General features: G+C 64.3%; 21 protein-coding genes. 10 read left to right on the forward strand and 11 right to left on the reverse strand.

Features of this window, described 5'->3' with window-relative positions; all coding sequences use genetic code 11:
* Positions 1 to 149 precede the first annotated feature (149 nt).
* Positions 150 to 581 (forward strand): hypothetical protein, encoded by a 432-nt coding sequence (locus tag IVB42_RS14190; protein WP_018457473.1) that lies wholly within the window; start codon positions 150 to 152, stop codon positions 579 to 581.
* Positions 582 to 785: 204 nt separating this feature from the next.
* On the opposite strand, the gene IVB42_RS14195 is transcribed toward IVB42_RS14190, so the two are convergent.
* Positions 786 to 965 carry a hypothetical protein gene (locus IVB42_RS14195; protein WP_018457475.1) on the reverse strand — a complete coding sequence of 60 codons (180 nt, stop codon included), beginning with the start codon at positions 963 to 965 and terminating at the stop codon, positions 786 to 788.
* 202 nt (positions 966 to 1,167) lie between these two features.
* Between IVB42_RS14195 and IVB42_RS14200 the strand changes: the two genes are divergently transcribed.
* Positions 1,168 to 4,239: an AAA family ATPase gene (locus IVB42_RS14200; protein ID WP_247294805.1), complete on the forward strand. Its 3,072-nt coding sequence runs from the start codon at positions 1,168 to 1,170 to the stop codon at positions 4,237 to 4,239.
* A 5-nt stretch (positions 4,240 to 4,244) separates the two neighbouring features.
* On the opposite strand, the gene IVB42_RS14205 is transcribed toward IVB42_RS14200, so the two are convergent.
* Together IVB42_RS14205 and IVB42_RS14210 are read right to left on the reverse strand one after the other, a co-directional pair.
* Positions 4,245 to 5,339 carry a catalase family protein gene (locus IVB42_RS14205; RefSeq protein ID WP_026233377.1) on the reverse strand — a complete coding sequence of 365 codons (1,095 nt, stop codon included), beginning with the start codon at positions 5,337 to 5,339 and terminating at the stop codon, positions 4,245 to 4,247.
* Positions 5,340 to 5,720: 381 nt separating this feature from the next.
* On the reverse strand, positions 5,721 to 6,701 hold the full coding sequence (locus tag IVB42_RS14210) for an ABC transporter substrate-binding protein (RefSeq protein ID WP_247393580.1): 981 nt from the start codon (positions 6,699 to 6,701) through the stop codon (positions 5,721 to 5,723).
* A 475-nt stretch (positions 6,702 to 7,176) separates the two neighbouring features.
* On the opposite strand from IVB42_RS14210, the gene IVB42_RS14215 reads away from it, so the two are divergent.
* From IVB42_RS14215 to IVB42_RS14250, 8 genes are all read left to right on the forward strand, one after another.
* A complete protein-coding gene (locus IVB42_RS14215; protein ID WP_085360713.1) occupies positions 7,177 to 8,280 on the forward strand; it encodes an ABC transporter substrate-binding protein in 1,104 nt (367 codons plus the stop codon).
* Positions 8,258 to 9,280 (forward strand): ABC transporter permease subunit, encoded by a 1,023-nt coding sequence (locus IVB42_RS14220; protein WP_247294801.1) that lies wholly within the window; start codon positions 8,258 to 8,260, stop codon positions 9,278 to 9,280. The genes IVB42_RS14215 and IVB42_RS14220 overlap by 23 nt, the downstream gene beginning before the upstream one ends.
* A complete protein-coding gene (locus IVB42_RS14225; RefSeq protein WP_018457482.1) occupies positions 9,274 to 10,074 on the forward strand; it encodes an ABC transporter ATP-binding protein in 801 nt (266 codons plus the stop codon). The genes IVB42_RS14220 and IVB42_RS14225 overlap by 7 nt, the downstream gene beginning before the upstream one ends.
* Positions 10,068 to 11,240: an acyl-CoA dehydrogenase family protein gene (locus IVB42_RS14230; protein WP_018457483.1), complete on the forward strand. Its 1,173-nt coding sequence runs from the start codon at positions 10,068 to 10,070 to the stop codon at positions 11,238 to 11,240. Before IVB42_RS14225 ends, IVB42_RS14230 begins: the two co-directional genes overlap by 7 nt.
* A 29-nt stretch (positions 11,241 to 11,269) precedes the next feature.
* The gene (locus IVB42_RS14235; RefSeq protein ID WP_018457484.1) at positions 11,270 to 12,370 is read left to right on the forward strand and encodes an LLM class flavin-dependent oxidoreductase; all 1,101 of its coding nucleotides are present in this window, start codon (positions 11,270 to 11,272) and stop codon (positions 12,368 to 12,370) included.
* A 405-nt stretch (positions 12,371 to 12,775) separates the two neighbouring features.
* Positions 12,776 to 13,621: a CmcJ/NvfI family oxidoreductase gene (locus tag IVB42_RS14240; RefSeq protein WP_247294798.1), complete on the forward strand. Its 846-nt coding sequence runs from the start codon at positions 12,776 to 12,778 to the stop codon at positions 13,619 to 13,621.
* A 103-nt stretch (positions 13,622 to 13,724) separates the two neighbouring features.
* On the forward strand, positions 13,725 to 14,036 hold the full coding sequence (locus tag IVB42_RS14245; RefSeq protein ID WP_026233379.1) for a septal ring lytic transglycosylase RlpA family protein: 312 nt from the start codon (positions 13,725 to 13,727) through the stop codon (positions 14,034 to 14,036).
* Positions 14,037 to 14,078: 42 nt separating this feature from the next.
* A complete protein-coding gene (locus tag IVB42_RS14250) occupies positions 14,079 to 15,248 on the forward strand; it encodes a Gfo/Idh/MocA family oxidoreductase (protein WP_247294797.1) in 1,170 nt (389 codons plus the stop codon).
* 270 nt (positions 15,249 to 15,518) lie between these two features.
* Here IVB42_RS14250 and IVB42_RS14255 read toward each other — a convergent pair whose 3' ends face one another.
* The 8 genes from IVB42_RS14255 to IVB42_RS14290 form a co-directional block, all read right to left on the reverse strand.
* Positions 15,519 to 16,829 carry an ABC transporter substrate-binding protein gene (locus IVB42_RS14255; RefSeq protein WP_018457488.1) on the reverse strand — a complete coding sequence of 437 codons (1,311 nt, stop codon included), beginning with the start codon at positions 16,827 to 16,829 and terminating at the stop codon, positions 15,519 to 15,521.
* Positions 16,830 to 16,982: 153 nt separating this feature from the next.
* Complete coding sequence (gene uvrA, locus IVB42_RS14260) at positions 16,983 to 19,496, reverse strand: excinuclease ABC subunit UvrA (protein WP_026233381.1); 2,514 nt, start codon at positions 19,494 to 19,496, stop codon at positions 16,983 to 16,985.
* A gap of 175 nt (positions 19,497 to 19,671) precedes the next feature.
* A complete protein-coding gene (locus tag IVB42_RS14265) occupies positions 19,672 to 20,913 on the reverse strand; it encodes an ABC transporter substrate-binding protein (protein WP_026233382.1) in 1,242 nt (413 codons plus the stop codon).
* A gap of 41 nt (positions 20,914 to 20,954) precedes the next feature.
* A complete protein-coding gene (locus IVB42_RS14270; protein WP_026233383.1) occupies positions 20,955 to 22,436 on the reverse strand; it encodes an ATP-binding cassette domain-containing protein in 1,482 nt (493 codons plus the stop codon).
* Complete coding sequence (locus IVB42_RS14275) at positions 22,436 to 23,362, reverse strand: branched-chain amino acid ABC transporter permease (RefSeq protein WP_018457492.1); 927 nt, start codon at positions 23,360 to 23,362, stop codon at positions 22,436 to 22,438. The genes IVB42_RS14270 and IVB42_RS14275 overlap by 1 nt, the downstream gene beginning before the upstream one ends.
* Position 23,363: 1 nt before the next feature.
* Positions 23,364 to 24,239, reverse strand: coding sequence for a branched-chain amino acid ABC transporter permease (locus tag IVB42_RS14280; RefSeq protein WP_018457493.1), 876 nt, complete (start codon positions 24,237 to 24,239; stop codon positions 23,364 to 23,366).
* Between the two features lie 104 nt (positions 24,240 to 24,343).
* Positions 24,344 to 25,585, reverse strand: coding sequence for an ABC transporter substrate-binding protein (locus IVB42_RS14285; RefSeq protein ID WP_026233384.1), 1,242 nt, complete (start codon positions 25,583 to 25,585; stop codon positions 24,344 to 24,346).
* 250 nt (positions 25,586 to 25,835) lie between these two features.
* Positions 25,836 to 26,939, reverse strand: coding sequence for an FAD-dependent oxidoreductase (locus tag IVB42_RS14290; RefSeq protein ID WP_018457495.1), 1,104 nt, complete (start codon positions 26,937 to 26,939; stop codon positions 25,836 to 25,838).

A 26,939-nucleotide genomic window follows, 5' to 3' on the forward strand; every position in this document is an offset into this window, starting at 1 on the left:
TGTCGAGCCCGTCAGGTACCGGTTGATCAGAATGGAGGCATGCGTCTTGTGCGGTGCACGCAAAACTCGAGGCTTTGACCTCGCGCCAGGATGCCCGATGATGGCGCTGCGATCCATGTCCAAGCCAAACGTCAGAAAGGAGTGAGACGATGAGGGTCTGGAAAACGGCAGTCGCCGGTTCGCTCGCCGCCGCGGTCATGGCGGGGGGGATTCAGCAGGCGGCGGCGGCTCCGCTGCCCACCAATGTCGCAACCATGAAGGCCGCCGTCGGCGACGATGTCACGCAGGTGCACTGGCGCGGCCGAGGTTTTGGATGGGGTCTCGGCGGCCTTGCCGCTGGCGCGATCATCGCAGGTGCCATCGCCAGCAGCGCGCCCTATGGCTATGGCTACTATGGCGGCGGGCCCTATTATGGCGGCTACGGATACCCGGGCTACGGCTATGGTTATGCGCCGGCCTATTACGGCTATGGTCCGGCCTATGCTTATCCGCGCTACTATCGGCCTTACCGCCCGTATTTCGGCCCTCGTTACGGCTACTACCGGCCGTATTACCGGCACTATCACCGCGCGTATTGGTGATCGATCAAACGGGCGGACCCGCTCGCCGCAGGGCGACGACGCTGAAGAGGTTTGAGGGCCGCTGAATGCAAGCGGCCCGATCGGCTTGCGCGCGCTGAACCCGGTGATGCGGCACGACGAGCCGGCCATGCCCGCCCACGACAATCCCGATGCAGATCGCGACGATGATCGCGATCTCGATGCACCATTCGAGCGGTCCCGAGCTCATGGCAGCGCGATGGCGTTGGCGAGATCGAACTCGGACAGGCCCGGGCCGCCGCACGCAAGGTAGATGGCGACGAGGAAGATGCGGCTGAGGACGGTGAGGCCCAATATGACCCTGATGTCGTAATGGCGAATGGCAAAAGCGAGAGGCGAGATCGCCAGATGTTTTAGAATGCTCATGGCCAACTCCTTGCCAAAATTCAGGCATCGACTGCCTGCCGACTGAAATGACAGCGTGATGAAAAGGCCGTCCGACGCCTTGCCGGCGTCTCTGAAATGGACAGGCCAATGCTAGTGCCGGCGCAGGGCGCAGGTCTTTATCGCGTCCTTACATTTGGCTGAGCTTTCCCTTAAGATGGGCGAGCATCCGGGGGTCTGAGCCGTGCGTAGAGACGCGCTTGCCTTTGGTGAATTCCGCCTCGACCGTGCCAACGCGCTGTTGTGGCGAGGCGGGGAGCGGATCGCGCTGGCGCCGAAGCCGTTCGAGGTTCTTTGCTATCTCGTCGGTCGGCCCGGTGAGCTCGTCACCAAGGAAGAGTTGCTCGACGCGGTCTGGTCCGATCTGCACGTCAGCGAGTCGAGCCTCGCCGTTGCCGTGAACGCGCTACGCTCGGTGCTCGGCGACGACAGGCAGTCCCCCAATTACATCGAGACGGTCACGCGGCGCGGCTATCGTTTCATTGCGCCGGTCGCGACCGCCGACTTGCCTGCGATCGAGCGGGCGCCCGAAGAAGAGACCGCTTCCGTCACGGAGCAGGTCGTCGATCGACGCCGGCACTGGAGAGTCGGGCGCACCGGGGCACTCGACACGCTGGAGAAGGCATTGCAACTCGCTCGCACCGGACAGCGTCAGGTCGTCTTCATCACCGGCGAGGCCGGGATCGGCAAGACCACCCTCTTGCAAATGACGCTCGACAGGATGAACCAGCAGGGACTGGGCGTGCTGCATTGTAGCTGCAACGAGTTGTTCGGCACCCATGAGGCCTTTCTTCCGCTGATCGGAGCGCTGAACGAGTGCTGCCGTCGCACCGATGGAGCATCGCTGCTGACGTCCATCCGCGAGCACGCGCCGACCTGGCTCGCGCAGATGCCCGGTTTCCTCGGCGAAGCAGAGCGGGCCACATTCCAGCATGAGGTCTTTGGCGCAACGCGGGAGCGCATGCTGCGCGAATTTTCCGATCTCATGGAACATCTCGCTGTCACGCGACCATGGGTGATCATCCTGGAAGATCTGCATTGGAGCGACTTTGCCACCGTGGATGTGCTCTCCCGGCTGGCGCGGCGGGATCGGAGGGCTTCTATCCTCGTGCTCGCCACCTACCGGCCGATGGAAGTCGCCGTCGGCGGACATCCTATCCGTGCCGTTCATCAGGACTTGCGGATTCACGGACACGCCACCGAGCTCGCGCTCGATCGACTGACCGGCACCGACGTCGAACGCTATCTGTCCCTGCGCTTCAACTCGGCCGATTTTGCCAGAGAGCTGGTCGAGCGCATCTTCGCGCGAACCGGCGGGCATCCTCTGTTCGTGTCGTCTCTGCTCGATCATCTCGTGGCGCAGGGTGCACTGGTCGAGCACGAATTGGGCTGGCGGCTGGTCAGCGAAGACGCGGCCTCGCATGACAGCATGCCGCGCGATCTGGAAGGAATGATCAAGCAGCAGATCGATCACCTCACCGAAGACGAGCGCTGCCTGCTCGAGGTCGCCAGTGCGGCGGGAGCGGAGTTTTCCGCGCTCCATATCGCCGGTGCGCTGGACCGTCCCGTGCTGGATGTCGAGCAGATGTGCGAGGACCTGGCACGGACCGATCGCATTATCGTCGGGGCCGGCATGACCGAGTGGCCGAACGGAAGCGTCTCCGGTCGCTATGCGTTCCAGCACGCGCTTTACCAGGAGATCCTCTACCAGCGGCTCGCACCAGCGCGCTGCGCGAAAACCCATGCGCTGCTTGGGGCGGGGCTCGAGCAGGGCTATGGGCCGCAGGCTGCGGAGATCGCCGCCGTTGTCGCGCGCCATTTCGAACTGGGCCGTGATTTCCCGAAAGCGATGCATTATCTGGGCGCGGCGGCCGAGGGCTCGGCGCGAAGGTTCAGCACGCGCGAGGCCGCCAATTACCTGTCCCGCGCCTTGGAGCTGGTGCCGCATCTGCCGCCGGAATTTCGGGTGACGACACGTCTGAAGTTGCTGCTTCAGCGCGCCTGGGCCTGGCGGGCCAGTGGAGATTTCCTGAATTCCCTGCAGGATCTCAGCGCTATCGTGGCGCACGCGGCGGAGAACGGGCACGTGCGCGAAGAGGTGAACGCGCTGGTCGATCTCAGCAGATTCTGTCTTTACGTCGATCGGCGCCAGAGCCTGCCTGTTGCGGAACAGGCCCTTATCAAAAGCAGGGCGATCGACGACGCCGCATTCAGCGCTCTGGTCCAGGGCAACGTTGCCAATCTGAAGCTGATGCTCCGCGGCTGGGATCGTGAGAATGCGGACCTTGCCGAGCGTGCGTCAGCACTGATCACCGGAGAGCAGGATCTGAGCATGCGGCTGCGACGCTGCTCGATGGAAATGGTGCTGGAGTTTCTGCGCGCGAATTATCCGGCCTGCTGCGATGCGACGACCAGGGGAAAGGAGCTCGCCCGCCTGGTCGGTGACGTCTATCTGTTCGTGCTTTATGAATCGGTCGAGGCGTTTGCCCAGATTTATCTCGGCGAATGGGGCCAGGCGCAACGAAACCTCGTCTCCGCGTTGGCTATCTCGGAGCGGAATGCAAATCCGCAGGCCGTCGCGCTGTGTCATCTCGCGATCGGATGGCTGTACTCCGAGGCGGAGGAATATGGCAGCGCGTCACGGCGTGCGGAGGATGCGCTCGGCCCGATGATCGAGGCCAATCCGTTCACCTTCTTCGTTGGCAGGAATCTGCTGGCGCGAGCTTATGTCAGGATGGGCGACCTGGCTCGGGCGCGGCAGCATCTCGATGCGATGGAGCGGCGAATGGAGGTCGACCGGGTGCCGATGGAGTCGCTGGTCATCCCCCATTATCTGCTGACTTGCTGCGACTATTGGATCGCGATCGGCGATCTGGACCGTGCCCAGGGCTCGGCCAGCCAGTTTCACGAGGTGACGAGCGCGGCACCTGACCGGCCGTTTCTCGCGCTGTGCTACGAGGCCATGGCGAGAATTGCGATGCTGAAGCACGATGCGCAACTCGCCGGCGGGCATCTGTCGGCGGCCATGTCGATCCTCCGCCATGCCAGGTTGCCGCATGCCACCTGGCGGGTTTACCGCACGACCGCGGGGCTCTATGAGAGCCTCGGACAAGCGCAAAGGGCTGCCAAGTGGCGGGACCGCTCCTGCCAGGTGATCGCATCGCTGGCAGAGACGCTTGATCCCAATGATCCGCTGCGCTCGGCATCCTTTTTCGACGCAGGCCGGGACACCGGGCCCGATATTGCGGGACGCTGATCGGCTCAATCCGGCAGGTCCGCGATCTCTCGCGGTTCGCCGGGCCGTTGCTTGACCTTGAATTGATTTTGCTGCTGCCGCAGCGTGCGGGAGGCACGGTAGGCATCCCTGCGCAATCGCATGATCGAGCCGAGCGGCTGATGCGCGGCGAGACATCGCCATGGATCGAACGAAAGCACCTCGTCGGAATAGACGCGACGCGCGGGGCTGTCGGCGGTCTGGCGCGGAAGCGTGATCTTGCCGAGTGCTTGCGGCGGCGCGACGTCTTCAGGCCAGTCGATCGAGGCATCTTCGATCGGTGTTCGCTCGAGGTCGGTGCAGAGCTGGGCGAATAATTCGTACTCGGCCGCATTATCCTTGAAGAAGGCAACGACGCTGTTCAGCACGGCATCATCGGCATCGTGGCAGGGTCGGCCGGTGAGTTGGCGAACCGACGCCGACATCGGCATCAGGCGAAGCCTTGCGATATAATCGCCAAACCGCAATGCACCCTCGGTGTGAAAGGTCTCTCCGAGGATGTTGCTGCCGGCATCACCGAGCGCTTTCAAGACGATCGGGATCGGAATGCCCGTTCTGTCCGATGCGGCGACCAGGGCGCGCGCCAAAAAGCCTATGGGTCCGTACGCCAGATCAGGCAGGAACAGGGTGTGCTCGACCTTGTGCTGTGCGCGCATATAGGCCATCGCATCCGCGAAATAGCTGGGGTGATTGACGAGCAGGAGATCCTGGTTCGTCGAATCGTCGTCGCCGAGCGCCTTAGCCCCCGTCACACCCAAAACCTTGATGGCAAACCCTCGCGGCGAACGTACACGATCGCTCCTGTTGAATGCGGTGGAGAGGCGGACGATGATCGGGAAGTGGCCAGCCTGCTTGAACAGGCCTTGGCGCAGATGATCCGGCAAATTGTCGTAGACGATCAGCTCGCCCCGGAGATAGCCGGCGCCCTTGGCGTGCTGCTGCCGGGTCCCATGCTTGTTTTTGCGAAAAGTGCGATCACTCGTTCGCGAAATCGAAGCAACGATCTCCTCGACCGCCGCCGCTTCCTCCGGCAGGATGTGTTCGACGGACGGATCGTAACGAAGATACTGATCGGCTGACATGGCGCTGATCTCCAGCCCGAAGGTCGCCTTCCCATTGCAAGCGTCGACGGCCGCAGGGCGGATCACTGTAAGCCCGTCCAGTCGGGATCGGCAACCCGAGAGCGAGTTGTGATTGCCTGGACAAGCCGCGGGATGAGGCATCCTGTTACCGACGCGATCACACGGTCGATGCTAGGCCAGCGGCGTCTCGTAAGTCCTTATGGGTTCCTTATGTTGTCCTGATTTTTTCCTTAAGGCCGGGCCGGCGAGCGGGGGTCCTGGCTGGCGTCTAAAGCGACAGCCACACGATCAGGCTCATGCAGGCCAAATGCGCGAGTAAGATCGCGGCGAGATGCAGCGGGCCAGCGTTGAGACGGAGCCCGCGCATCCCGCCGCCTCCGCCTAGTTCGATCCCGCGGCCGCAGCGGTGAAGCTGCGGTCGACGGCTTTGCTGACGTCGAGCTTCTTCGGCAGGATGCCGTAGCGCGTCGAGCGGTCGGAGGCTTCCTGCACCTCCTTCACGACGTTCTCGTCGATCGGAATCGGGCTGGTGCGCTGCGCGGTGTAGGCCGAGAGCAGCACATCCTCCGGCAGCTTGGTCAACTCGGCCGTGCTCTTGGCGTACTCGCCGAGATGATCCAGCGACCACAGCCGCGCCTTGTTCAGCCGCTGCACGAGGTCCTGCACCGCTGCGCGCTTGGTGGCGATGGCGTTGTCGGAAGCGACGATGAAGGTGATGGTCGGCGTCAGGCCCTCGCCATTGGCGATGAGGCGGGCCTTGTCCTTGAGCGTCGCGAACGAGACGTAGGGCTCCCACACCGCCCAGGCGTCGATCGAGCCCGCAACCAGCGCGATCTTGGCGTCGACCGGGCCGAGCGGCGCGAAGGTCGCGTCCTCCAGCCTGATCTGCGCCTTCTCCAGCGTGGCGTCGATCAGAAACTGGCCCCAGCCGCTGCGCGTGCCGGCGAGGCGTTTTCCCTTGAGGTCGGCGGCCGATTTGATCGGGGAATCCTGGCGCACGAGGATGGCTTGTGTCTTGGCATCCGACCTTGTGCCGCCGATCGCCTTGATCGGCGCGCCGGCCGCGTAGACGGAAAGGAACGAAAGGTCGCCGGTATAGCCGACGTCGAGCGCGCCGGCGTTGAGCGCCTCCAGGATTGGAGCTGCCGCGGGGAATTCCGACCACTCGATCTTGTAAGGCAGATCCTTCGCGTAGCCCGAGATCTCGAGCAGCGAACGATTGCCGCCCTTCTGGTCGCCGACCCGCAGCACGACGGCATCGGCTGCGAACGACGCCGCGGCCGTCGACAGGGTGATGGCGGCGGCAAGCAGCGATGCAGCGAGCCGGCGCGCGATGGAATGATCGAGGGAGTTGATGCTCATGTGGCCTGTCTTGTTGCTTTGCCCACGACGCGTGAGCGAACGATGCATCGAGACGATCAAGTCTATGGCCGCATGATGCGCGGTCAATGAAATGGCTAACCGTATTGCGCGCGCGATCGGCAAGGACGTTTCAGCGAGGCGCCGATTTCGAGAACGTGCGGTATGCGCCACTGATGCTGCGCAAAAATGAAGCAGGAGAGGGAGTAGCCCCGTGCTCCGTCAATCGATCCATCGGCGGAAATCCTTTCGTCGTCCTCGCACGCACCGGTGGAGAGAATGACTTCGCTTCGTGCCACATTCGAAATTCCATTTCATTGACGATACGGCGAACGCGCCGCATGATTTGCGCATCGCATCAAGGCACCGAGCAGGCGCCGGCGAAAAGATTTTCTCTCGACGCAGGTCCGCACGGAACAGGCGCAACGCAAGCTGTTGTGCCGATGGCGGAGCCGTGCCAGCGCAGGAGTGGAGACGGATGAACGACGACGACAAGCGCGACGGATCGAGGCTCGACCGGCGCCATTTGCTCCAGGCGGGATTAGCTGCGGCATTCGCTGCGCCGCTCGGTGCCTTCGGTGCGGCACAGGCCTTTGCGCCGCGGACAATCGCGCCCGGCGTCGATCTCTCGGAGTTTCCGCTGTGCCGGACTGCGTCGGATGTGCCCGCGCTCACCGGCGCGCCGCGCAAGCTCAAGCTATCCTGGAACGCGGGCGCGGTCTGTCTCGCCCCGGTGCCGGTCGCCATCGAGCACGGCTTGTTCCAGAAGCATAATCTCGACATCGAGCTCATCAATTATTCCGGTTCGACCGACCAGCTGCTCGAGGCCATCGCAACCGGCAAGAGCGATGCCGGTCTCGGCATGGCGCTGCGCTGGCTAAAGCCGCTGGAGCAGGGCTTTGACGTCAAGATTGCCGCCGGCACCCACGGTGGCTGCATGCGGGTCCTGACCCGCGCCGATTCCAGCGTGAGCAAGCTTGCCGATCTCAAGGGCAAGATCGTCGCGGTCGGTGATCTCGGCGGCCCAGACAAGAATTTCTTCTCCATTCAGCTCGCCAAGCTCGGTATCGATCCGAACAAGGATGTCGACTGGCGCGCCTATCCCGGCAACCTTCTCAACGTCGCCGTCGAGAAGGGCGAGGTGCAGGCATTCCTGTCGTCCGACCCGCTGGGTTATCTCTGGCTCAAGGACAGCCAGTACAAGGAGGTCGCCTCCAATCTCGATGGCGAGTATCGCGACAAGAGCTGCTGCATCCTCGGCCTGCGCGGCAGCCTGGTGCGCGAGGAGCCGCTGGTCGCGCGCGCCCTGACGCAGGCGCTGCTTGATGCCGCGATGTTCACCGCGCAAAATCCGTCTGTGACGGCGAAATCGTTCCAGCCTTACGCGCCGAAGACGGCGTCGCTCACGGATATCGAGGGCATGGTGCGCTACCACACTCATCACCATCACCCCGTCGGCGAAGTGCTAAAGCGCGAGCTCAAGGCCTATGCCGACGATCTCAAGAGCGTGCAGGTGTTCAAGCAGAGCACCGATACGGCCAGATTCGCGGAGCGCATCTATGTCGACGTATTCGCTGTCTGACGGCCTTGCCTCCGGCGCGCCGCGCCTCTCGCGCGCACCCTGGCTGACGAGCTGGGTCCGGGACTCCGGTGCCGGCATTCTCGCCAGCGTGGCGTGGATTGCCTTCGGCCTGTCCTGCCTGTGGTGGGAGGACGTCGGCGACTGGTCGCGGACCCATTCGCTCGGCATTGCCGCGTTTGTCATCGCAGCGATCGCGTTGTTCGGGACGGTCGGCGCCGATTACCTCGGTTCGACGGGCCGGGCCTTGCGCCAGCGCGCGCCGTGGCTCGTCGTGCTCGGCGTTGTCCTGACCCTGTGGGAAGTCGCGACGGCAAAATTCGCCTGGCTACCGTTGCCGTTCTTTCCGCCGCCGCAATCGATCATCGAGGTCTACACCGACGATCTGCCAAAACTGCTCGACAGCGTGTTCGCCTCGGTCAAGCTCCAGCTCGGCGGCTATCTGATCGGCGCGACGGTCGGCTTCCTGACCGGCGTCTCGATCGGCTGGTCGCGCGCGGTCGGCTATTGGGTGCATCCGGTGCTGCGCTTCATCGGCCCGTTGCCGGCGACCGCCTGGCTGCCGATCGCCTTCTTCACCTTTCCGTCGAGCTGGAGCGCATCGAGCTTTCTGATCGCGCTGGCAACCGGCTTCCCGGTCACCGTGCTGACTTGGTCGGGTGTCGCGAGCGTGAGCAACGCATATTACGACGTCGCGCGGACGCTCGGGGCGAAGCCTTCCTTCCTGGTGCTGAAGGTCGCGATCCCCGCGGCCTTGCCGCACGTTTTCGTGGGCCTGTTCATGGGGCTCGGCTCGTCCTTTGCCGTGCTCGTCGTCGCCGAGATGATCGGCGTCAAGGCAGGGCTCGGCTGGTACCTGCAATGGGCGCAGGGCTGGGCCGCCTATGCCAACATGTATGCGGCGCTGATCGTGATGTCGTTGCTCTGCTCCGGCGCGATCACGCTGCTGTTTGCGATCCGCGATCGCCTGCTGGTTTGGCAAAAGGGGACAGTGAAATGGTAGCCGCAACCGCACTGGCTGACTTCGACGCTCACCCGGCGGCCGGTGCCGCGCTCGACATCGAGCAGGTCAGCCACGCCTTCGACATCGACGGCGCCGAGCTGCCGGTGCTCAGCGACGTCAGCATCTCCGTCGAGCCGGGCGAGTTCGTTGCGCTGCTCGGCCCCTCCGGCTGCGGCAAGTCCACGCTGCTGCGCCTCGTCGCAGGCCTCGACAAGCCCCGGTCCGGAACGCTGCGCGAGGACGAGGCGCGCATCACGCGACCGCACCCGTCGCGCGTCGTCGTGTTCCAGGATCCCACCTTGTTTCCTTGGCGCACGGTCTGGGACAACGTCGCGCTCGGGTTGGAGGCGCAGGGCATCTTGAAGAGCCAGCGTCATCGCGTCGATGCCGCGCTCGATCTCGTCGGGCTATCGTCCTTCCGCAATGCCTATCCGCACCAGCTCTCGGGCGGCATGGCGCAGCGCGTCGCGCTGGCCCGCGCACTGGTCAATGATCCCAAAATCCTCATCCTCGACGAACCGCTCGGTAAGCTCGACTCGCTGACCCGCATCACCATGCAGGCCGAGCTGGTCTCACTGTGGCAGCGCAAGGGTTTTACCACGCTGCTGGTGACGCATGACGCCGAGGAGGCGCTGGTGCTCGCCAACCGCGTCATCGTGTTCAGCGACCGCCCGGCGCGTGTGAAGGCAGACATCCGTGTCGACCGGTCCTATCCGCGCCATCGCGGCGATCCGTATCTGGTGGATTTGCGCCGCCAGATCCTTGGCCTGCTCGGATTGGACGCCACATGGTGACTTCGATCGCCAAGGGCCGCGCGGCGCATCACGAGCCCGACTACATCGCACGTGCCGAGGCGCTGGCCGAGGCTTTCGCCGCCCGCGCGGCCGAGCACGATCGCACCGGCAGCTTCCCGTTCGAGAACTTTCGCGAGCTTTCCGAAGCAGGCCTGCTGTCGCTGACGGTGCCTGCCGCCCATGGCGGGGCCGGAGCTGGCGCACGATACGCCGCCCGCGTCCTCGGCATCATCGGCAAGGCCGATCCGTCGACAGCGCTGGTGCTGTCGATGCACTACATCAACCATCTGGTGATGGCACGGAGCCCGACCTGGCCGGCGCGGCTGTCGCGCAAGCTCGCGCGCGAGAGCGTCGAAGGCCTTGCGCTCGTCAATGCGCTCCGCGTCGAGCCCGAACTGGGCTCGCCTGCGCGCGGCGGCCTGCCCGCGACCATTGCACGTCGGACCGAGACCGGCTGGCGGCTCTCGGGGCACAAGATCTATTCGACGGGATCGCCGATCCTGAAATGGTATCTGGTCTGGGCGCGGACGGACGAAGCCGAGCCGCGCGTTGGACAGTTCCTGGTGCCGGCGGGCCTGCCAGGCACGCGCATCGTCGAGACATGGGATCATCACGGCCTGCGGGCCAGCGGCAGCCACGACGTCATCTTCGAGGACGTCGTGATACCCCTCGATGCCGAGATCGATGTGCGCGAGCCGGCGGACTGGCGCGCACCTGATGTGGCGCAGGCGACGGTCCACACGATCTTTGTCGCCGCGATCTATGACGGCGTTGCGCGGGCTGCACGCGACTGGCTGGTCGGGTTCCTGAAGCAGCGGGTCCCTGCCAGCCTGGGCGCGCCGCTTGCGACCTTGCCGCGGGCGCAGGAGATCCTTGGCGCGATCGAGGCGCGGCTCATCGTCAATGCACGGCTGATCGCATCCTTTGCCGGTGATTTCGATGACGGTGTCGCGCTTTCCGCGGCCGAGTCCAACGTCATCAAGCTGGCCGTCACCAATAACGCCGTCGCCGCGGTCGAGAATGCCTTGTCGCTGACCGGCAATCACGGCCTGTCCCGCGCCAATCCGCTGGAGCGGCACTATCGCGACGTCCTGTGCGGTCGCGTGCACACGCCGCAGGACGATTCCACGCGCACCGGCCTCGGCCGTGCCGCATTGGGCCTCTAGCCTGCCGCCAAACATTCAGGGAGAACATCATGTCGGTCGAGTTCATCGGCTTTATCGCCAACAGCAATGCTTCCGAGACCATCGTACGCCAGGGCCCGGTGCTCGATGCCGCCTATATCGAGACGGTGGCGAAGGCGCATGAGCTCGCGGGTTTCGATCGTGCGCTGCTGGCGTTCCATTCAACCACGCCCGATGCGCTCCAGGTCGCACAGCATGTGCTGACCATCACCAAATCGTTGAAAGTGATGATCGCGCAGCGACCGGGCTTTACCGCGCCGACGCTGCTCGCGCGGCAGCTTGCGACGCTTGACCAACTCTATGGAGGCCGCGTCTCGCTCCACGTCATCACCGGCGGCAATGCAGCCGAGCTTAGGCAGGACGGCAATACGCTCGACGACAAGGACGAGCGTTACGCCCGCACCAGCGAGTTTCTCGACGTGGTGAAGCTGGAATGGACCAGCGAGAAGCCGTTCAACTACAGCGGAAAGTACTACAACGTCGAGAACGGTTTTTCGCAGGTGAAGCCGCTGCAGAAGGCCGGCATCTACACCTTCGTCGGTGGTGGCTCTGACGCTGCGATCGACGTCGCGGGCAAGCATGCCGACACCTTTGCGCTGTGGGGTGAATCCTATGCGCAGGTGCGCGACGTCACCTCGCGGGTTCACAATGCGGCCGTCAGGCAGGGCCGTCGGACGCCGCGCTTCAGCCTCTCGGTGCGGCCGATCATCGCTCCGACCGAGAAGCAGGCCTGGGAAAAGGCGGACGAGATTCTTGCGCGCGCCACCGCGCTCCAGGACAAGACCGGCTATCGCAAGCCCGCCGACGGCCATGCCACCGCTGGCGCGCGGCGTCTGCTCTCGCTCGCCGACCAGGGCAGCCGCATCGACAAGCGGCTGTGGACCGAGATCGCAAAGCTCACCGGCGCCAACAGCAACACCACCGCGCTGGTCGGCACGCCCGAGCAGGTCGCCGAGGTCTTCGGCGACTATTGCGACCTCGGCGTCAGCCATTTCCTGATCCGCGGCTTCGATCCGCTTCCCGATGCCATCGAGTATGGCCGTGAGCTGATCCCGCTGACGCGCGAGCTGATCGCCAAGCGCCAGCCTGTTCGCGGCGAGGCGGCGGAATGATCCGTCTCATGCTGGCCGACGCGATAATGTTCGGCTGGTCGCGGACGAGCAGAGCGAAATCGACCTCTACCTTCACTGGGGTCTGATCAAGCAGAAGCTCGAGGCGGCCGAGATCGCTACTGCGCAGAGCCGGGACCCATGCCGCACAGATGCTCCCGGTGAGATAGGCCCCGGCTCAGCAGCGTACCACTGCGTGATGCGCTGCGTCCGGGGCACGAGATCTCAAAAGGCTCTCAAGCATCCGTGAAGCGGGCAGGGCGCATTCCAACCCGGCCGGATTTCGCGATGCGTTTGTTCTGCGTTTCATGCCAGCGACAGCACTCGCATTGCTATTTGCACCAACTCCCTTGCAGTACGCCCGGTGTCTTCAAAAATCATCCAGACGACCACATCGGGAGACCGGCCATGGGCCTGCAAGAAACAAAAATCGAATCGCTTCCCTTCGTCACCGCTGAACTCAATTACCTCGCGCCGGTTTCGGGCAAGCCGCGCACTTACGCCTTCGATCCACCGCCTGGCGAGCCCAAAAGCACGTCATTGCCGGAGCCGCATCAGGTACCGATCTTCGATGCCCGGCTGATCGCACAAAACATCTCGCTCGACCGCGAAGGCTTTGCGCTGGTGCGGCATCCACATCAGGTGAAGGACTTCTCTAATGAGGAGGAAATCAAGGCGGTCTACTATCCCGCCGTCGAGGCCTTCCTGCGCGCAACGCTGAAAGCCGACCGCGTCGTCATCTTCGACCATACCGTGCGCAGGCGCGTTGAGGGTGCCGCGGACATCCGCGACGGTGGCCCGCGTCAGCCGGCAACGCGCGTCCACGTGGATCAGACCGCCGTCTCAGGCGCCAACCGCGTGCGCGAGCATCTGCCCGACGAGGCCGAAGAGTTGCTGAAGGGCCGCGTCCAGGTGATCAATCTGTGGCGGCCGATCCGCGGTCCTTTGCGAGATTCGCCGCTGGCGATGGCCGACGGCACGACGGTTGCGCCCGACGATCTCGTCGCCTCGGATCTGATCTATCCCAACCGTCGCGGCGAAATCTATTCGGTGAAATACAATCCGAACCATCGCTGGTTCTATTTCCCCGAGATGACGGCGGACGAAGCACTGCTGCTCAAGTGCTACGATTCCGCAACCGATGGCCGCACCCGCTTCGGGCCGCACGCCGCGTTCGTCGATCCGACCACGCCGGCCGATGCCGCGCCGCGCGAGAGCATCGAGGTTCGGACGCTCGTATTCCACAAACAGTAACAGAACTGTGATGGCACTGCCGGGCGCGGCCCGGCAGTGGCTCAGGAACCCACGGGAACCGACAAACGTTTGCGCCCGGGGCAGGCCAACCCGGAGGGGTGCCGTGCGAGCGCAGACCACGTTATTTTCTTGCCTTGCTACGTTTTCGCTTTCTGCAGTTTCCTTTGCCCAGGCCGAAAGCGGGCTTGCCTCCTATTACAGCTACGGAAAAGCCGGGAAAGGTGAGCTGACCTGCGCGCACCGGACGCGTCCGTTCGGAAGCGTGCTGAGGGTGTCCTACGGCAGCCGCTCGATTCAGTGCCGCGTCAACGATCGCGGCCCCTTCATCCGCGGCCGCATCGTCGATCTCTCGGTGCCGGCTGCCAAGGCGCTGGGCATGATGAGCGCCGGCGTGGTGCGGGTCTCGGTGGAATAGACCTGCCAGCACGCTATAGTGCCGCCCAAAGCGGGGGGCGCTATGGCCAGGATCAGGGTGGGACTCGTCGGCTGCGGCTTCGTGTCGGAGCTGCATATGTATGCGTTCCGGCGCGTCTACGGGGTGGATGTCGAGGTCGCGGCGGTCGCTGCGCGCGGCGACCATGTCGTCGAATTCGCCGGCCGCCACCAGATCCAACGGGTCTATCGCAGCTTCGCCGAGCTGATCGCAGACCGCGAGCTCGATGTCATCGACATCTGCACGCCGCCCAATCTTCATGCGGGGATGATCGTCGCCGCCATGCAGGCCGGCAAGCATGTGATCTGCGAAAAGCCGTTCGCCGGCTATTTCGGCCGCGACGGCGACCGGCAGCCGATCGGCAGGCATGTGCCGAAGGCGCTGATGTATGAGCGCGTGCTGGAAGAGATGGACGCCACGCGTGCCGCGATCGAGCGCACCGGAAAGCTCTTCATGTATGCCGAGGACTGGATCTACGCGCCGGCCGTGACCAAGACCGCGGAGATTCTGAGAGCGACCAAGGACAAAATCCTGTTCATGAAGGGCGAGGAGAGCCATTCCGGATCGCATGCGGCCCATGCCGCGCAATGGGCGATGACCGGGGGCGGCTCGCTGATCCGGATGGGCTGCCATCCGCTCTCGGCGGTGCTGTATCTCAAGCAGGTCGAGGCCAAGGCGCGCGGTGAAACCATCCGCGTCGCCAGCGTCAGCGGCGATGTCGGCAATGTCACGGCCATCCTCAAGCCGGAGGAGCGCACCTACATCAAGGCCAATCCTGTCGACGTCGAGGATTGGGGCACGCTGACCGCGACGTTTTCGGACGGCACCAAGGCCACCGTGTTCTCCGGCGACATGATCATGGGCGGCGTGCGCAATCTGATCGAGACCTACACGTCAGGCGGCTCGCTGTTCGCCAACATCACGCCGAATGATCATCTGATGAGCTACCAGACCTCCGAGGAGAAACTCGCCTCCGTCTACATCACCGAGAAGGTCGACCGCAAAACCGGCTGGCAATATGTCTGCCTCGAAGAGGAGTGGACGCGCGGCTATCTCCAGGAGATCCAGGACTTCATGGAATGCGCCGCGACGGGACGGCAGCCGCTGTCGGACCTCGCGCTGGCGTACGAGACAATCAAGGTGAACTACGCGGGATACTGGGCGGCGGAGGAGGGACGAAGGGTGATGATGTAGGGCGTGATGAACTCACTGAGCTAGCCGCAGGCACGGTGCCAATCCTTCTCCCCTTGCGGGAGAAGGTGGCATAGGCGGCCTTCGGCCGCCGTTCTCAAGAACGCCGAAGCGTAGCTTCGGCTATAGCGCCGGATGAGGGGTTCTCTCCGCGGTTTAAAATGAGAGAGGTTTGCTCGCGGAGGCAACCCTCACCCGTCTCGCCGTTTCGCGGCGAGCCACCCTCTCCCGCAAGCAAGGGGAAAGGGTGCACCGTCGGCGCGGCGCGTAGCCTCACGTCCCGTAGGTCGAGCCCTTCGGCAGCGGAAACACCGGGTCCCGCGTCCGGATGTTCGTCGGCCACACCACCGAGATGTGTTCGCCGGCATTCTGCATCACCACCGGGGTCGAGCGCTCGTTCTGGCCGGACATCGGCGTGCCCGGCGGGAAGAATTTCACGCCATAGCCCTGGATGGTGCCGCCGGCTGGAATGTCGACGTCGAGCGCGGCCTTGCGAATGGCCTCGGGCTCGAAGCTGCCGTACTTCTCCTTGGCGACCGGCAGCACGTTGTTGAGCAAGATCCAGGTCTGGTTGAAACCCATCGAGCAATGCGGCGGCACGTCGGTGGCGCTGGTCTTGGCCTGGTAGCGCGAGACCATGGTCTTGGTCAGGTCGCCGATTCCAGGCGCGAGCTTGGAGGCATCGAGCAGTTGCGCCGGCACCGGATCGATGTTGCAGAAATTGTCGATGTCGGGGCCGAAGGTCGCGCGCAGCTTGTCGAGCTGGCTGTAGCCGGCGCCCGCGCCGAACAGCATCTTGAAGCGCAATCCGCTCTCGCGGGCCTGGCGCAGGAACAGGGTGATGTCGGGGTTGTAGCCGGCGTGCGAGATCACATCGACCTTGGCGCGCTTGAGCTTGGTCACGAGCACCGAGAGATCGGGCGCGGAAGCCGAATAGCCTTCGCGCATCACCACCTGGATGCCCGCCTGCTTGGCATAGGCCTCGTCGGCCGCCGCGACGCCGACGCCGTAAGGGCCGTCCTCGTGGATCAGCGCGACCTTGACGTCCTTCGGGTCCATGCCGAGCTTGCCTTGCGCGTGCTCGGCGACGAAGCCCGCGAAGGCCTGGCCGTACTGATCGGAATGGATCTGCGCGCGAAACACATATTGCAGGTTCTTGTCCTTGAACACGGCGGTCGAGACCGCGGTGGTGATCCAGAGGATCTTCTTCTGCTGCTCGACCTTCGCCGCCATCGGCACCGCATGCGCGCTGGAATAGACGCCGTTGATGATGTCGATCTTTTCCTGGCTGATCAGCCGCTCGGCCTCGTTGATGGCGACGTCGGCCTTGCTCTGAGAGTCCGCCGCGACCGGCACGATCTTGGTCTTGCCGCCGATGCCGCCCTTTTCGTTGACGAGGTCGATGGCGATCTGCGCGCCGACCGAGGAGGCGACCGAGCCGCCGGCGGCAAACGGACCGGTGAGGTCGTAGATCAAGCCGATGCGCAAATTCTCGGCTTGCGCCTGGGCCCGTGTCCAATCGAGGCTGAGTGCGGCGGCGGCAGCCGCCGAGCTCTTCAGCAGCTGCCTGCGTGAAGTGGGCATCCTATCCTCCCTCAAAGATCGTCTTATGATTTGGTCTTGTTATTCTTTTTCGAAGTATGGGGAGCGGGGCGGCGGAAAGTCAACATGGCGAAAGTCGGGGTCCGGTCTCCGCGACGCAGAACGCAATTGCGAAATGGGTGATGAGCGCGCCCGTTACTGTTTCAAGCGACGGGCAAGATAGCCAGCGGTCTTCCCGCCGGCCGCGGCGACCTCTCGCGGCGTCCCCGACGACACGATACGGCCGCCTTCCTCGCCGGCGCCGGGACCGAGGTCGATGATCCAGTCGCTATGAGAGACGACATCCATGTCGTGCTCGACCACGACCACGCTGTTGCCGGCGTCCACGATGCGCTCGAGTTGGGCGATCAGCCGCTCGACATCCCTGGGATGAAGACCGGTGGTCGGCTCGTCCAGGACATAGAGCGTGTGACCGCGTTGCGGCCGCATGAGCTCGGTCGCAAGCTTGATGCGCTGGGCTTCCCCGCCCGACAATTCGGTGGCGGACTGACCGAGACGAATATAGCCGAGCCCGACCTCGCGGACGACCGATAGGGACCGGTTGAGGGTTGGATCTTCGTGGAAGAATTCGAAGGCTTCGTCGACGCGCATCGCCAGCACATCCGCGATGGATTTTCCGCGGATCTTCACCTCCAGCGTCTTGTCATTGTAGCGCGCGCCCTTGCAGGTCGGGCAGGGCGCATAGACGCTGGGAAGAAACAGAAGCTCGACGCAGACAAATCCTTCGCCTTCGCAGGTGCTGCATCGGCCCTTCGCGACATTGAAGGAAAAGCGCCCGGCATCGTAGCGGCGGGACTTTGCCTGCGGCGTCACGGCGAACAGCTTCCGGACGTGGTCGAACAGGCCGGTATAGGTTGCAAGGTTGGATCGCGGCGTGCGGCCGATCGGCCTCTGATCCACCACGACGAGACGATCGACCTGGTCGAGGCCGGCGACGATCTCGCCGCCCAATGTCTCGACCGTGGGTGCCAGGCTATCGTCGTCCGCGTCCGCAGCCCGTGCATGGCCGAGATGCTCCGCCATGGCATCGACGAGGAATTGGCTGATCAGGCTCGATTTGCCGGAGCCCGACACGCCGGTCACGCTGGCGAGAACGCCGAGCGGGATATCGACGTCGAGGCCGCGGAGATTATTCCGGGTCACACCCCGGACTTTCAGATGCGCCTTCGGCTGGCGGCGGACCATCGGCAGCGGCTTTCGTGGATGCGCGAGATAATGGGCGGTTCGCGATTGCGCGACCTGCCCGAGTCCTGAGGGCGGTCCGCTATAGAGGATGTTCCCGCCGCCTTCGCCGGCATCAGGCCCGACATCCACCAGCCAGTCGGCATGCTTGATCACCTCGATCTCGTGCTCGACCACGAAGATCGAATTGCCCGCGTGTTTCAGCCGGTCCAGCGCCCGCAGCAGCGCCTCGGTGTCGGCGGGATGCAGACCTGCCGACGGTTCGTCGAGCACATAGACGACGCCGAACAGGTTGGAGCGAACCTGGGTCGCAAGCCGCAGCCGCTGCAACTCGCCGGGCGACAGCGTTGGCGTGCTGCGCTCGCAGGCGAGATAGCCGAGGCCGAGGTCGAGCAGGACGGCCAGCCGCGCCGACAGATCCTCGCAGATGCGCCTGGCGACGATGGTTTTCTCCGATGCTCCGACGGTCGAAGTCTCCGCGAAAGGGTTCATCACCTCCTGCAGCTTCTCGAGCGGCAGATGAGACATCTCGGCGATATCAAGTCCGGCGAATTTGACCTTGAGTGCCTCGGGCTTCAATCGCGTGCCATGGCAGGTCGGGCAGTCCTGGGTGATCATGAATTGCGCGACGCGGCGCTTCATCATCGCACTCTCGGACTTGGCAAAGGTCTGCATCACGTAGCGCTTGGCGCCGGTGAACGTGCCCTGATAGCTCGGCTCCTCCTTGCGGCGCAGGGCCCGTTTGACCTCGGCCAAGTCGTAACCGGCATAGACCGGAACGGTCGGCTGCTCCTCCGTGAACAGGATCCAGTCGCGGTCCTTCCTGGGCAGCTCACGCCAGGGCTTGTCCACGTCGTAGCCCAGCGTGGTCAGGATGTCCCGGAGGTTCTGCCCCTGCCAGGCACTCGGCCACGCCGCGACGGCGCGCTCGCGAATGGTGAGGGTGTCGTCGGGCACCATGGACTTCTCGGTGACGTCGAGCATCCTGCCGATACCGTGACAGGTCGGGCAGGCTCCTTCCGGCGTGTTCGGCGAGAACGATTCCGCATAGAGCATCCTTTGTCCGCGCGGGTATTCGCCGGCACGGGAATAGAGCATCCTGAGCAGGTTCGAGATGGTCGTCACGCTGCCCACGGACGACCTCGTCGTCGGCGCGCCGCGCTGCTGCTGGAGCGCTACGGCGGGCGGCAGGCCTTCGATGTCGTCCACCTCAGGGATCTGCATCTGGTGGAAGAGGCGCCGCGCGTAAGGCGACACCGATTCCAGATATCGCCGTTGCGCCTCGGCGTAGACCGTTCCGAAGGCGAGCGAGGATTTTCCGGAGCCCGACACGCCGGTGAACACGACGAGGGCGTTGCGCGGAATACTGACGTCGACGTTCCTGAGATTGTGCTCACGCGCGCCCCGCACGCGAACGAAGCCGTCATCCTGCATCAGGTCATCGGGGTGTCTTGATCGGTCGTCCATCTCGCTGCTCCGGCCCACGCATGGGAGATAACGGCAGGATCGCAGGATGGGTCCACAGATGCCAGCGCATCGGTTGCGTTCTGCACAAAGCGAAGGCCCGCCGCGATTGAAGCGACGGGCCATGCAAGGGCGATGGGGCGCTCGGGACGGGGCCCTGGTGCCCCAGCGTGGCGTGTTACTGCGACAGCTTCACGAAGCTCGGAAACTTCAGCTTGCCCTCCGCGATCTTCTCGGGCCAGACCACGACCTGCTTGGAGTCCTGCCACTGGAAGACCAGACCGGATACGGTCGTGGGACCGGACTTGATGCCGTGGGTGAACTCGTCGTCCTTGCCGTAGAACTGGATGCGGCCGATCGTGCCCTCGTAGTCGGTCTTTTCGAGCTCAGCGACCATCTTGTCCGGATCGGTCGAGCCGGCGCGCTTGATCGCCTCCGTGATGAAGTAGACTTCGTCATAGGCGGTGTAGCCGGTGTAGGCCGGCGGCGAGCCGAACTTGGCCTTGAAGGCGGCCGCGAACGGCTTCGTCTTGGAGGTCACGGCGACGTCGGGCGTTGCGACCGCCAGCGACGGCACGCCGTCGGCGGCGCCATTGGTGTCCTTCCAGAAGGTCGGGCTCAGCGCCTGCGCGCTGATGCCGAACATCGGGACCGGCACCTGCTGGTTCTTCCACTGCACCGTCGGCTGCACGCCGACATGCGAGATGCCGGTGACGATCACGTCCGGCTTCTTGGCCTCGATATTGTTGAAGATCGGCGTGAAGTCGGTGGTATCGGGCGAGAACCGCACGTGCTCGACGACCTTGAGGCCTGCTTTCGGAAGACAGGCTTCGTAGCCGACGTCGAGCGGCTTGGTCCAGGCGGCGTCCTCGCTCATGATCGCGGCCGTCTTGAACTTGAGCTTCTCGACCAGCAGATCCTTGGCGGCGTCGCAGACGAGCTGCGCTTGTGCGGCCGAGGTCAGATAGCCGTGGAAGGTGTATTTGTTCTTTTCGTAGTCGTTATGGATCGCCTTGGTGATCTCGTTCGAGGCCGCGCCGGGGGTGATCAGCGGCATCTTCAGCCGCGCTGCCCAGGGCTCGAGCGCCAGCACGACCTCGCTGATATAGCTCGCGATCACGGCGGAGACTTTGTCCTCGCTCACCGCGCGCTGGAACGCGCGCACCGAGTCCGCCGAGGAGCTCTTGTTGTCGTAGGTCACGATCTCGATCTTGCGGCCGAGAATGCCACCCTTGGCGTTGATCTCGTCGGCGGCGATCTGCGCGCCGCCGGGCGTCGCGGCACCAGCGATCGACTGCACCTCGGCGATGACGCCGATCTTGATAGGATCGTTCGACTGCGCATAGGCGGGAGCAGCAAGGCACAGCGCCAGCGCGGAGGCGAGGAGGAAGCTGCCGCTCAAACTCTTCGATGGTCGCATGGTCGTTTCCTTTTGCTTGTTTTGTTGTTGGTATGGGCGAACTAGAGAAAATCGGCGCCAGCCTCCGCGGCGAAGCGGCCCGGATCGCCCTCCCAGACGATCCTCGCATGCTCGAGCACATAGACGCGGTCGGCATGCGGAAGCGCGAAGGTCACGTTCTGCTCGCCGAGCAGCACCGTAATCGACGTCGTCTGCCGCAGCCTCGTTAGGGCCTTGGACAGGAGTTCGAGGATGACGGGGGCGAGACCCAGCGTCGGTTCATCCAGGATCAGGATCTGCGGCTGCATCATCAGCGCGCGGCCGATCGCGAGCATCTGCTGCTCGCCGCCGGAGAGCGTTTGCGCCATCTGGCCCTGACGCTCTTTCAGGATCGGGAATAGCTCGAACAGCCAGGCGAGCTGTGCCGCGCGCTTGTCGTCGGCCAGATGTTGCCCGCCGAGATCGAGGTTTTCGCGCACGCTCATCTCGCCGAACAGCTCGCGCGATTCCGGGCACTGCACGAGGCCGCTGCGGGCGATCTTCGCCGGCGTCGTGCCGCGCAGCTTCTCGCCGTTGCGCACGATCTCGCCGCTATAAGGCAGGAAGCCCGAGATGGTGTTGAACAATGTGGTCTTGCCGGCGCCGTTGAGACCGACGATCGAGACGAACTCGCCCTCATGGACGTGGATCGAGACGTTCTCCAGCGCCTGCGCCTTGCCGTAGAACACGCTGACATTCTCGACCTGGAGCAGCGGCACCTTGTCCTTGAAGCTGGTCTCGGGCCGCGCATGGGTCTCGATGGCGCCGCCGAGATAGACCCGCCGCACCGTCTCGTTCTTCATGACGTCCTCGGCCTTGCCGGTGACGATCTCCTCGCCGAGATACATCGCGAGCACGCGGTCGACCAACGCCGCGACGCTCTTGACGTTGTGGTCGACCAGCATCACCGCGCGGCCCTCGTCGCGGAAACTGCGGATCAGGTCGGAAAACATTTCGACCTCGGCCCGCGTCAGCCCGGCAAAGGGCTCGTCCACCAGCACGACCTTGGGATCGCGCGCGATAGCCTTGGCCAGCTCGAGCCGGCGCAGGTCGGCGAAGGGCAGCGTCGGCGGGCGGCGGTTCATCACGTTGCCGAGCCCGACGCGATCGGCGATCCATTTGGCGCGCTCGAGCAGCGCCTTGTCCGGAAACAGCATGAACAGGCTGTCCGGCAGCAGCGCGACCATGATGTTCTCCAGCACAGTCTGCCGGTTCAGCGGTCGCGAATGCTGGAACACCATGCCAAAGCCCTTGCGCGCGATCTTGTGCGCCGGCAAGCCCGCGACGTTCTCGCCCTCGAATACGACTTCGCCTGATGTCGGGCGCTCGATGCCCATGACGCTCTTCATCGCGGTCGATTTGCCCGAGCCGTTCGGGCCGATCAGGCCAAAGATCTCGCCGCTATTGACCTCGAAGCCCAGGTTCTTCACCGCCGTCAATCCGCCGAAGCGCTTGGTCAGGCCGCGGACTTCGAGCACGGCCCGGTTTGAAGATCGCATATCCATCACGAGCGCGCCTCACGCGAGAGGGCCGCTCCGAGGAAGCCGCCGGGGAAAAACAGCACGACGAGCAGCGCGACGGCCGAGACGATGAAGGTCGCAAGCTCGCCGGTGGGCCTGAGGAACTCGCCGGCGACGATCAGGAAGATCGCGCCGAGTGCCGCGCCAAGCACGGTGCGCCGGCCGCCGAGCACGGCTGAGACGATCACGTTGACGCCGACCGCGACGTCGACGACGGTGCCGACCGAGGCGGTGCCGAAGTAGAACACCAGCAGCGCGCCTGATAACCCCGAGAAGAACGCACTGACGATGAAGGCGGCGAGCTTGTGCTTGACGATGTTGAAGCCGAGCGCGCCGGCCTGGACCGGGTCCTGGCCGCTGGCTTGCAGCACCAGGCCAACAGGCGATTGCGACAGGCCATAGAGAATGGCCGCCGAGATCGTCATGAAGCCGAGCGCGATCCAGTAATTGACGCCGGCGTTGATGGAGATGACGTCGGGAATGGTCAGCCCGATCTCGCCACCGGTGAGGTCGGCAAACACCACGATGAAATTCTGCAGCATCAGCACCGCGACCAGCGTGGTCAGGCCGAAATACGGTCCGCGCACCCGAAGCGCCGGCAACGCCAGCACGAGGCCGGCGATGACGGAGGCGAGCGCGCCGAGCACGATGCAAGCGTAAACCGACCAGCCGAACTGGGCATTCAGGATGCCGGCGGTGTAGGCGCCGACGCCGATCAGGAAGGTCGGCCCGAAATTGACCTCGCCGGCGAAGCCGAACAGCAGGTCCCACGCCATTGCGAACACGCCGAAATAGAAGGCGACGGTGAGAAGCCCGAGCACGTAGCCGGAGACGTAGAGCGGCAGCGTCGCCGCGATGACGACGAGCGCGAATGAGATGAAGAACAGGCGTGTCGTAAAGAAGCTGGCCATCTCAGCGCCTCCCCAGAAGGCCCTGGGGCCGGATGTACATCACGAACACGAGCAGCAGCAGCGCCGGAATGGTGCGGTAGGCCGGCGAGACCAGATAGGCCGTGAGCGTTTCGAGATAGCCGACCACGAAGGCTGCGATCAGCGAGCCGGAGACGCTGCCGAGGCCGCCGAGCACGACGATCGAGAACGCGCTCGCGGTCAGCGGTCCGACGCTGTAGGAGCTGACGCCGAGAAACATTCCGAGCAGCACGCCGGCGATGCCGGCGAGGATGCCGTAGATCGCCCACACCACGACGTAGATGTTGGTGAGCTCGAGGCCGAGCAGGGTGACGCCGCGTGGGTTCATCGAGGCCGCCAGCACCGCCTTACCGGTGCGGGTGCGGTTCACCAGGAGCCACAACAGAGCGATGACGAAGCAGCACACGATCGCGGTAAAGATCTCGTTCCTGGGCGTGCGGACGCCGAGAATCTCGACCACGCCCTCGACGATCGGCAGCACGGTCTTGGCGTTGTTGGTGAACAAATAAGCGATCACCTCCTGGATCATGATCCCCCATAGCAGCGTGCCGGTGAGGACGAAGATCTCCTTCTCTTCATTCGGGATGCGCCGGGAATCCTGGATCGGCTTCACCACCGCGAAATAGGTCGCAAAGGATGTAAGGAGGGCGACACCGACGCCGATCAGTGCGCCGGCATAGGTGCCGACATTCAGGATGCTGGCGGCAGCCCAGGCCGCCACCGCTGCCGCCACCATGATGGCCCCGTGGGAGAGGTTGAGGACGCCGGAGACGCCGAAGATCAGCGTGAAGCCGGTGGCACCGAGAGCATAGAGAGCGCTGATGGCAAAGCCATCGATCAGAATCTGGAAAGCACGCATCTAGGGTTGGCAATCCGATTTATGAGAGACGATGTTGCTGGAGCAACGTGCTGCGGGGGCCGCATGTGGAAGCTCCCGGGAGCTGGTCCCGGGAGCGTGTCCTGCTAGTTCGAGAGCTTGATGAAGCTCGGGAACTTGACGTCGACCTTGGCGACTTCCTTGGGCCAGACCGCGCTCTGCTTGCCGTCCTGCCATTGCAGCATCAGCCCGGTGATCAGGCCCTTGCCGTATTTGATCGAGTGCGTGAACGGATCGTCCTTGCCGTAGAACTGGACACGGCCGATCGTGCCTTCCCAGTCGGTCGTCTCCAGAGCGGCGACCAGCTTGTCGGCGTCGGTCGAGCCCGCGCGCTTCACCGCATCGGCGATGTAGTAGACCTCGTCATAGGCGGTGTAGCCGGCATAGGAGGGATAGTTGCCGAACTTCTTCTTGAAGGCTTCGGCGAACGGCACTGATTTCGGCGTCACCGCGACGCCTGGGCCGGAGACGCCCTGGTAGAGTACGCCCTCGGCCGCCTGATTGGTGTCCTTGCCGAAGGTCTCGTTGGTGGCCTGCGAGGAGATGCCGAACATCGGGATCGGCACCTGCTGGTTCTTCCACTGCACCGTCGGCTGCACGCCGACATGGGAGATCCCGGTGATGATCACGTCGGGCTTGGAGCCTTCGATCTTGTTGAAGATCGGCGTGAAGTCGGTGGTATCGGGCGAGAAGCGGATGTGGTCGAGCACCTTCAGCCCGATCTTGGGCAGGCATTCCTCGTAGCCGATGTCGAGCGGCTTGGTCCAGGCGGCGTCCTCGCTCATGATGACCGCGGTCTTCATGTGCATCTTGTCGACGAGCAGGTCCTTGGCGCCGTCGCAGACGGAAAGCGCCAGCGCGGCGGAGGTCAGATAGCCGTGGAAGGTGTACTTGTTCTTCTCGTAGTCGGCATGGACGCTCTTGCTGATCTCGTTGGAGGCGGCACCGGGCGTGACGAACGGCGTCTTCAGCCGCGAGGCCCAGGGCTCCAGTGCCAGCACGACTTCGCTGATGTAGCTGGCGATGACCGCATTGACCTTGTCCTCGTTCACCGCGCGCTGGAAGGCGCGCACTGAATCTGCCGAGGAGGAATGATTGTCGTAAGAGACGATCTCGATCTTGCGGCCGTCGACGCCGCCATTGGCGTTTATCTCGTCGGCGGCGAGCTGTGCCGCCTGGGGGATGGAGGCGCCGGCAATCGCCTGCGCTTCCGCGATCACGCCGATCCTGATCGGGTCGGCCGCAAGCGCCGCGCCTGACGTCATCAACACAGCGGCCGCGGCGGTACCGAGTGCTATTCGCAACGCAACAGAGAGCGGTTTCTTCATCTTGTTCTCTCCCTTAACAGGCCTCTTATGAGCCATTATGCCGCGACTATACCGGCGGAGACATTCTCGGCAAGTGAAACCGCGTTCAGGATTGTGAGGCACGAACTAAAGTCTAGCGCTGGGCAATAGCGGGCAGGAAAGCTGTCGGACCCGTTTCACGCGGAGGCATGCAGATTTCGTCGGTAGGCATGCGCAGCTATCGCGGGCGCACAGCAACCGGAACGCTGAATTGCGATGCCGTCGCGTCGGCTCAGCGCGCTTGCAGCAGCGATGGATCGAGCGGCGCGAGCCGGGCCGGATCGAATGGCGAGATGTCGACGTTGCGCGTCGCACCCTCCGCGATCAGTTGCGCCATGACCTCGCCCGTGGCGGGCGCATTCAGGATGCCCCATACATTGTGCCCCGTCGCAACATACAGACCTTCACTTCGCGGCACCTTGCCGATCAGCGGCAGGCCGTCCTGTGTCACCGGCCGGAAGCAGGCTTGTTGCGCAATGATCCTCTCGGAGCGGAACAGCGGCGACAGCCGCTCGGACATGGTTTGCAGGCGCGCGATCGCGTCCTTGTCCGGCGTCACGGCCGCCGGATCGAGCGGAAGCGGCGCGATGTCGGAGAGAGCGGTGATATGCGTGCTGCCGTCGGCGCGAGGAAAGACCTCGATCGACACGGCACTGCCATTCTCTTCATACTCCAGGAACAGCGCATCGGCCGGCGCATCCGTGCCGGTGTCGTACACGATGCTCGGGCTGCGCTGGCCGTAGACGGCGGGCAGGCTCATCCATTGCGCCGCGAGCAGCGACCATGGTCCCATCGCGATCACGACGGCGTCCGCCTCGACGATGCCGCCGTCGACCTCGACGCCCGTCGCGGTGGTGCCGTTCGCATCGCGCATGATGCCGGTCACCTGGCCGGGACGAAACTCGGCGCCTTCCGCGAGCGCCGCGTTCATCACGGCTGCGGTGAATTTTTTGGGGTGAACGATCGCGGCGGTCTCCATCGTGCCGATGCGCTGGGCGATGATGACGCCGTTGCTGAGCCAGCCGAGCGCGGACGGTGCATCCCGGCGCGGGTGGCCATCGGCGGCAACGAAGCCGCTATAAGCGGTCATCGGGCGATAGCCCCAATCGCCTGCGATCTGTTCCGGCAGCTGCGCATGGATCGCAAAGCTCCGTCGCGCCAGCGCATCGAGCGGCGAGCCCTCGCACCAGTCGCGCGCGAGGAAGCCGCCCGCCTTGCCTGACGCCGCGGCCGCGACGCCCGCCCGCTCCACGACGACGATTTCGATGCCACGGCGGCGGAGAAACCAGGCGATGCAGGCGCCGATCACGCCGCCGCCGCAGATCACAACGCGCAT

Source organism: Bradyrhizobium sp. 45 (genome assembly GCF_023073155.1).
In the GTDB taxonomy this organism is placed as follows: Bacteria; Pseudomonadota; Alphaproteobacteria; order Rhizobiales; family Xanthobacteraceae; genus Bradyrhizobium; species Bradyrhizobium canariense_D.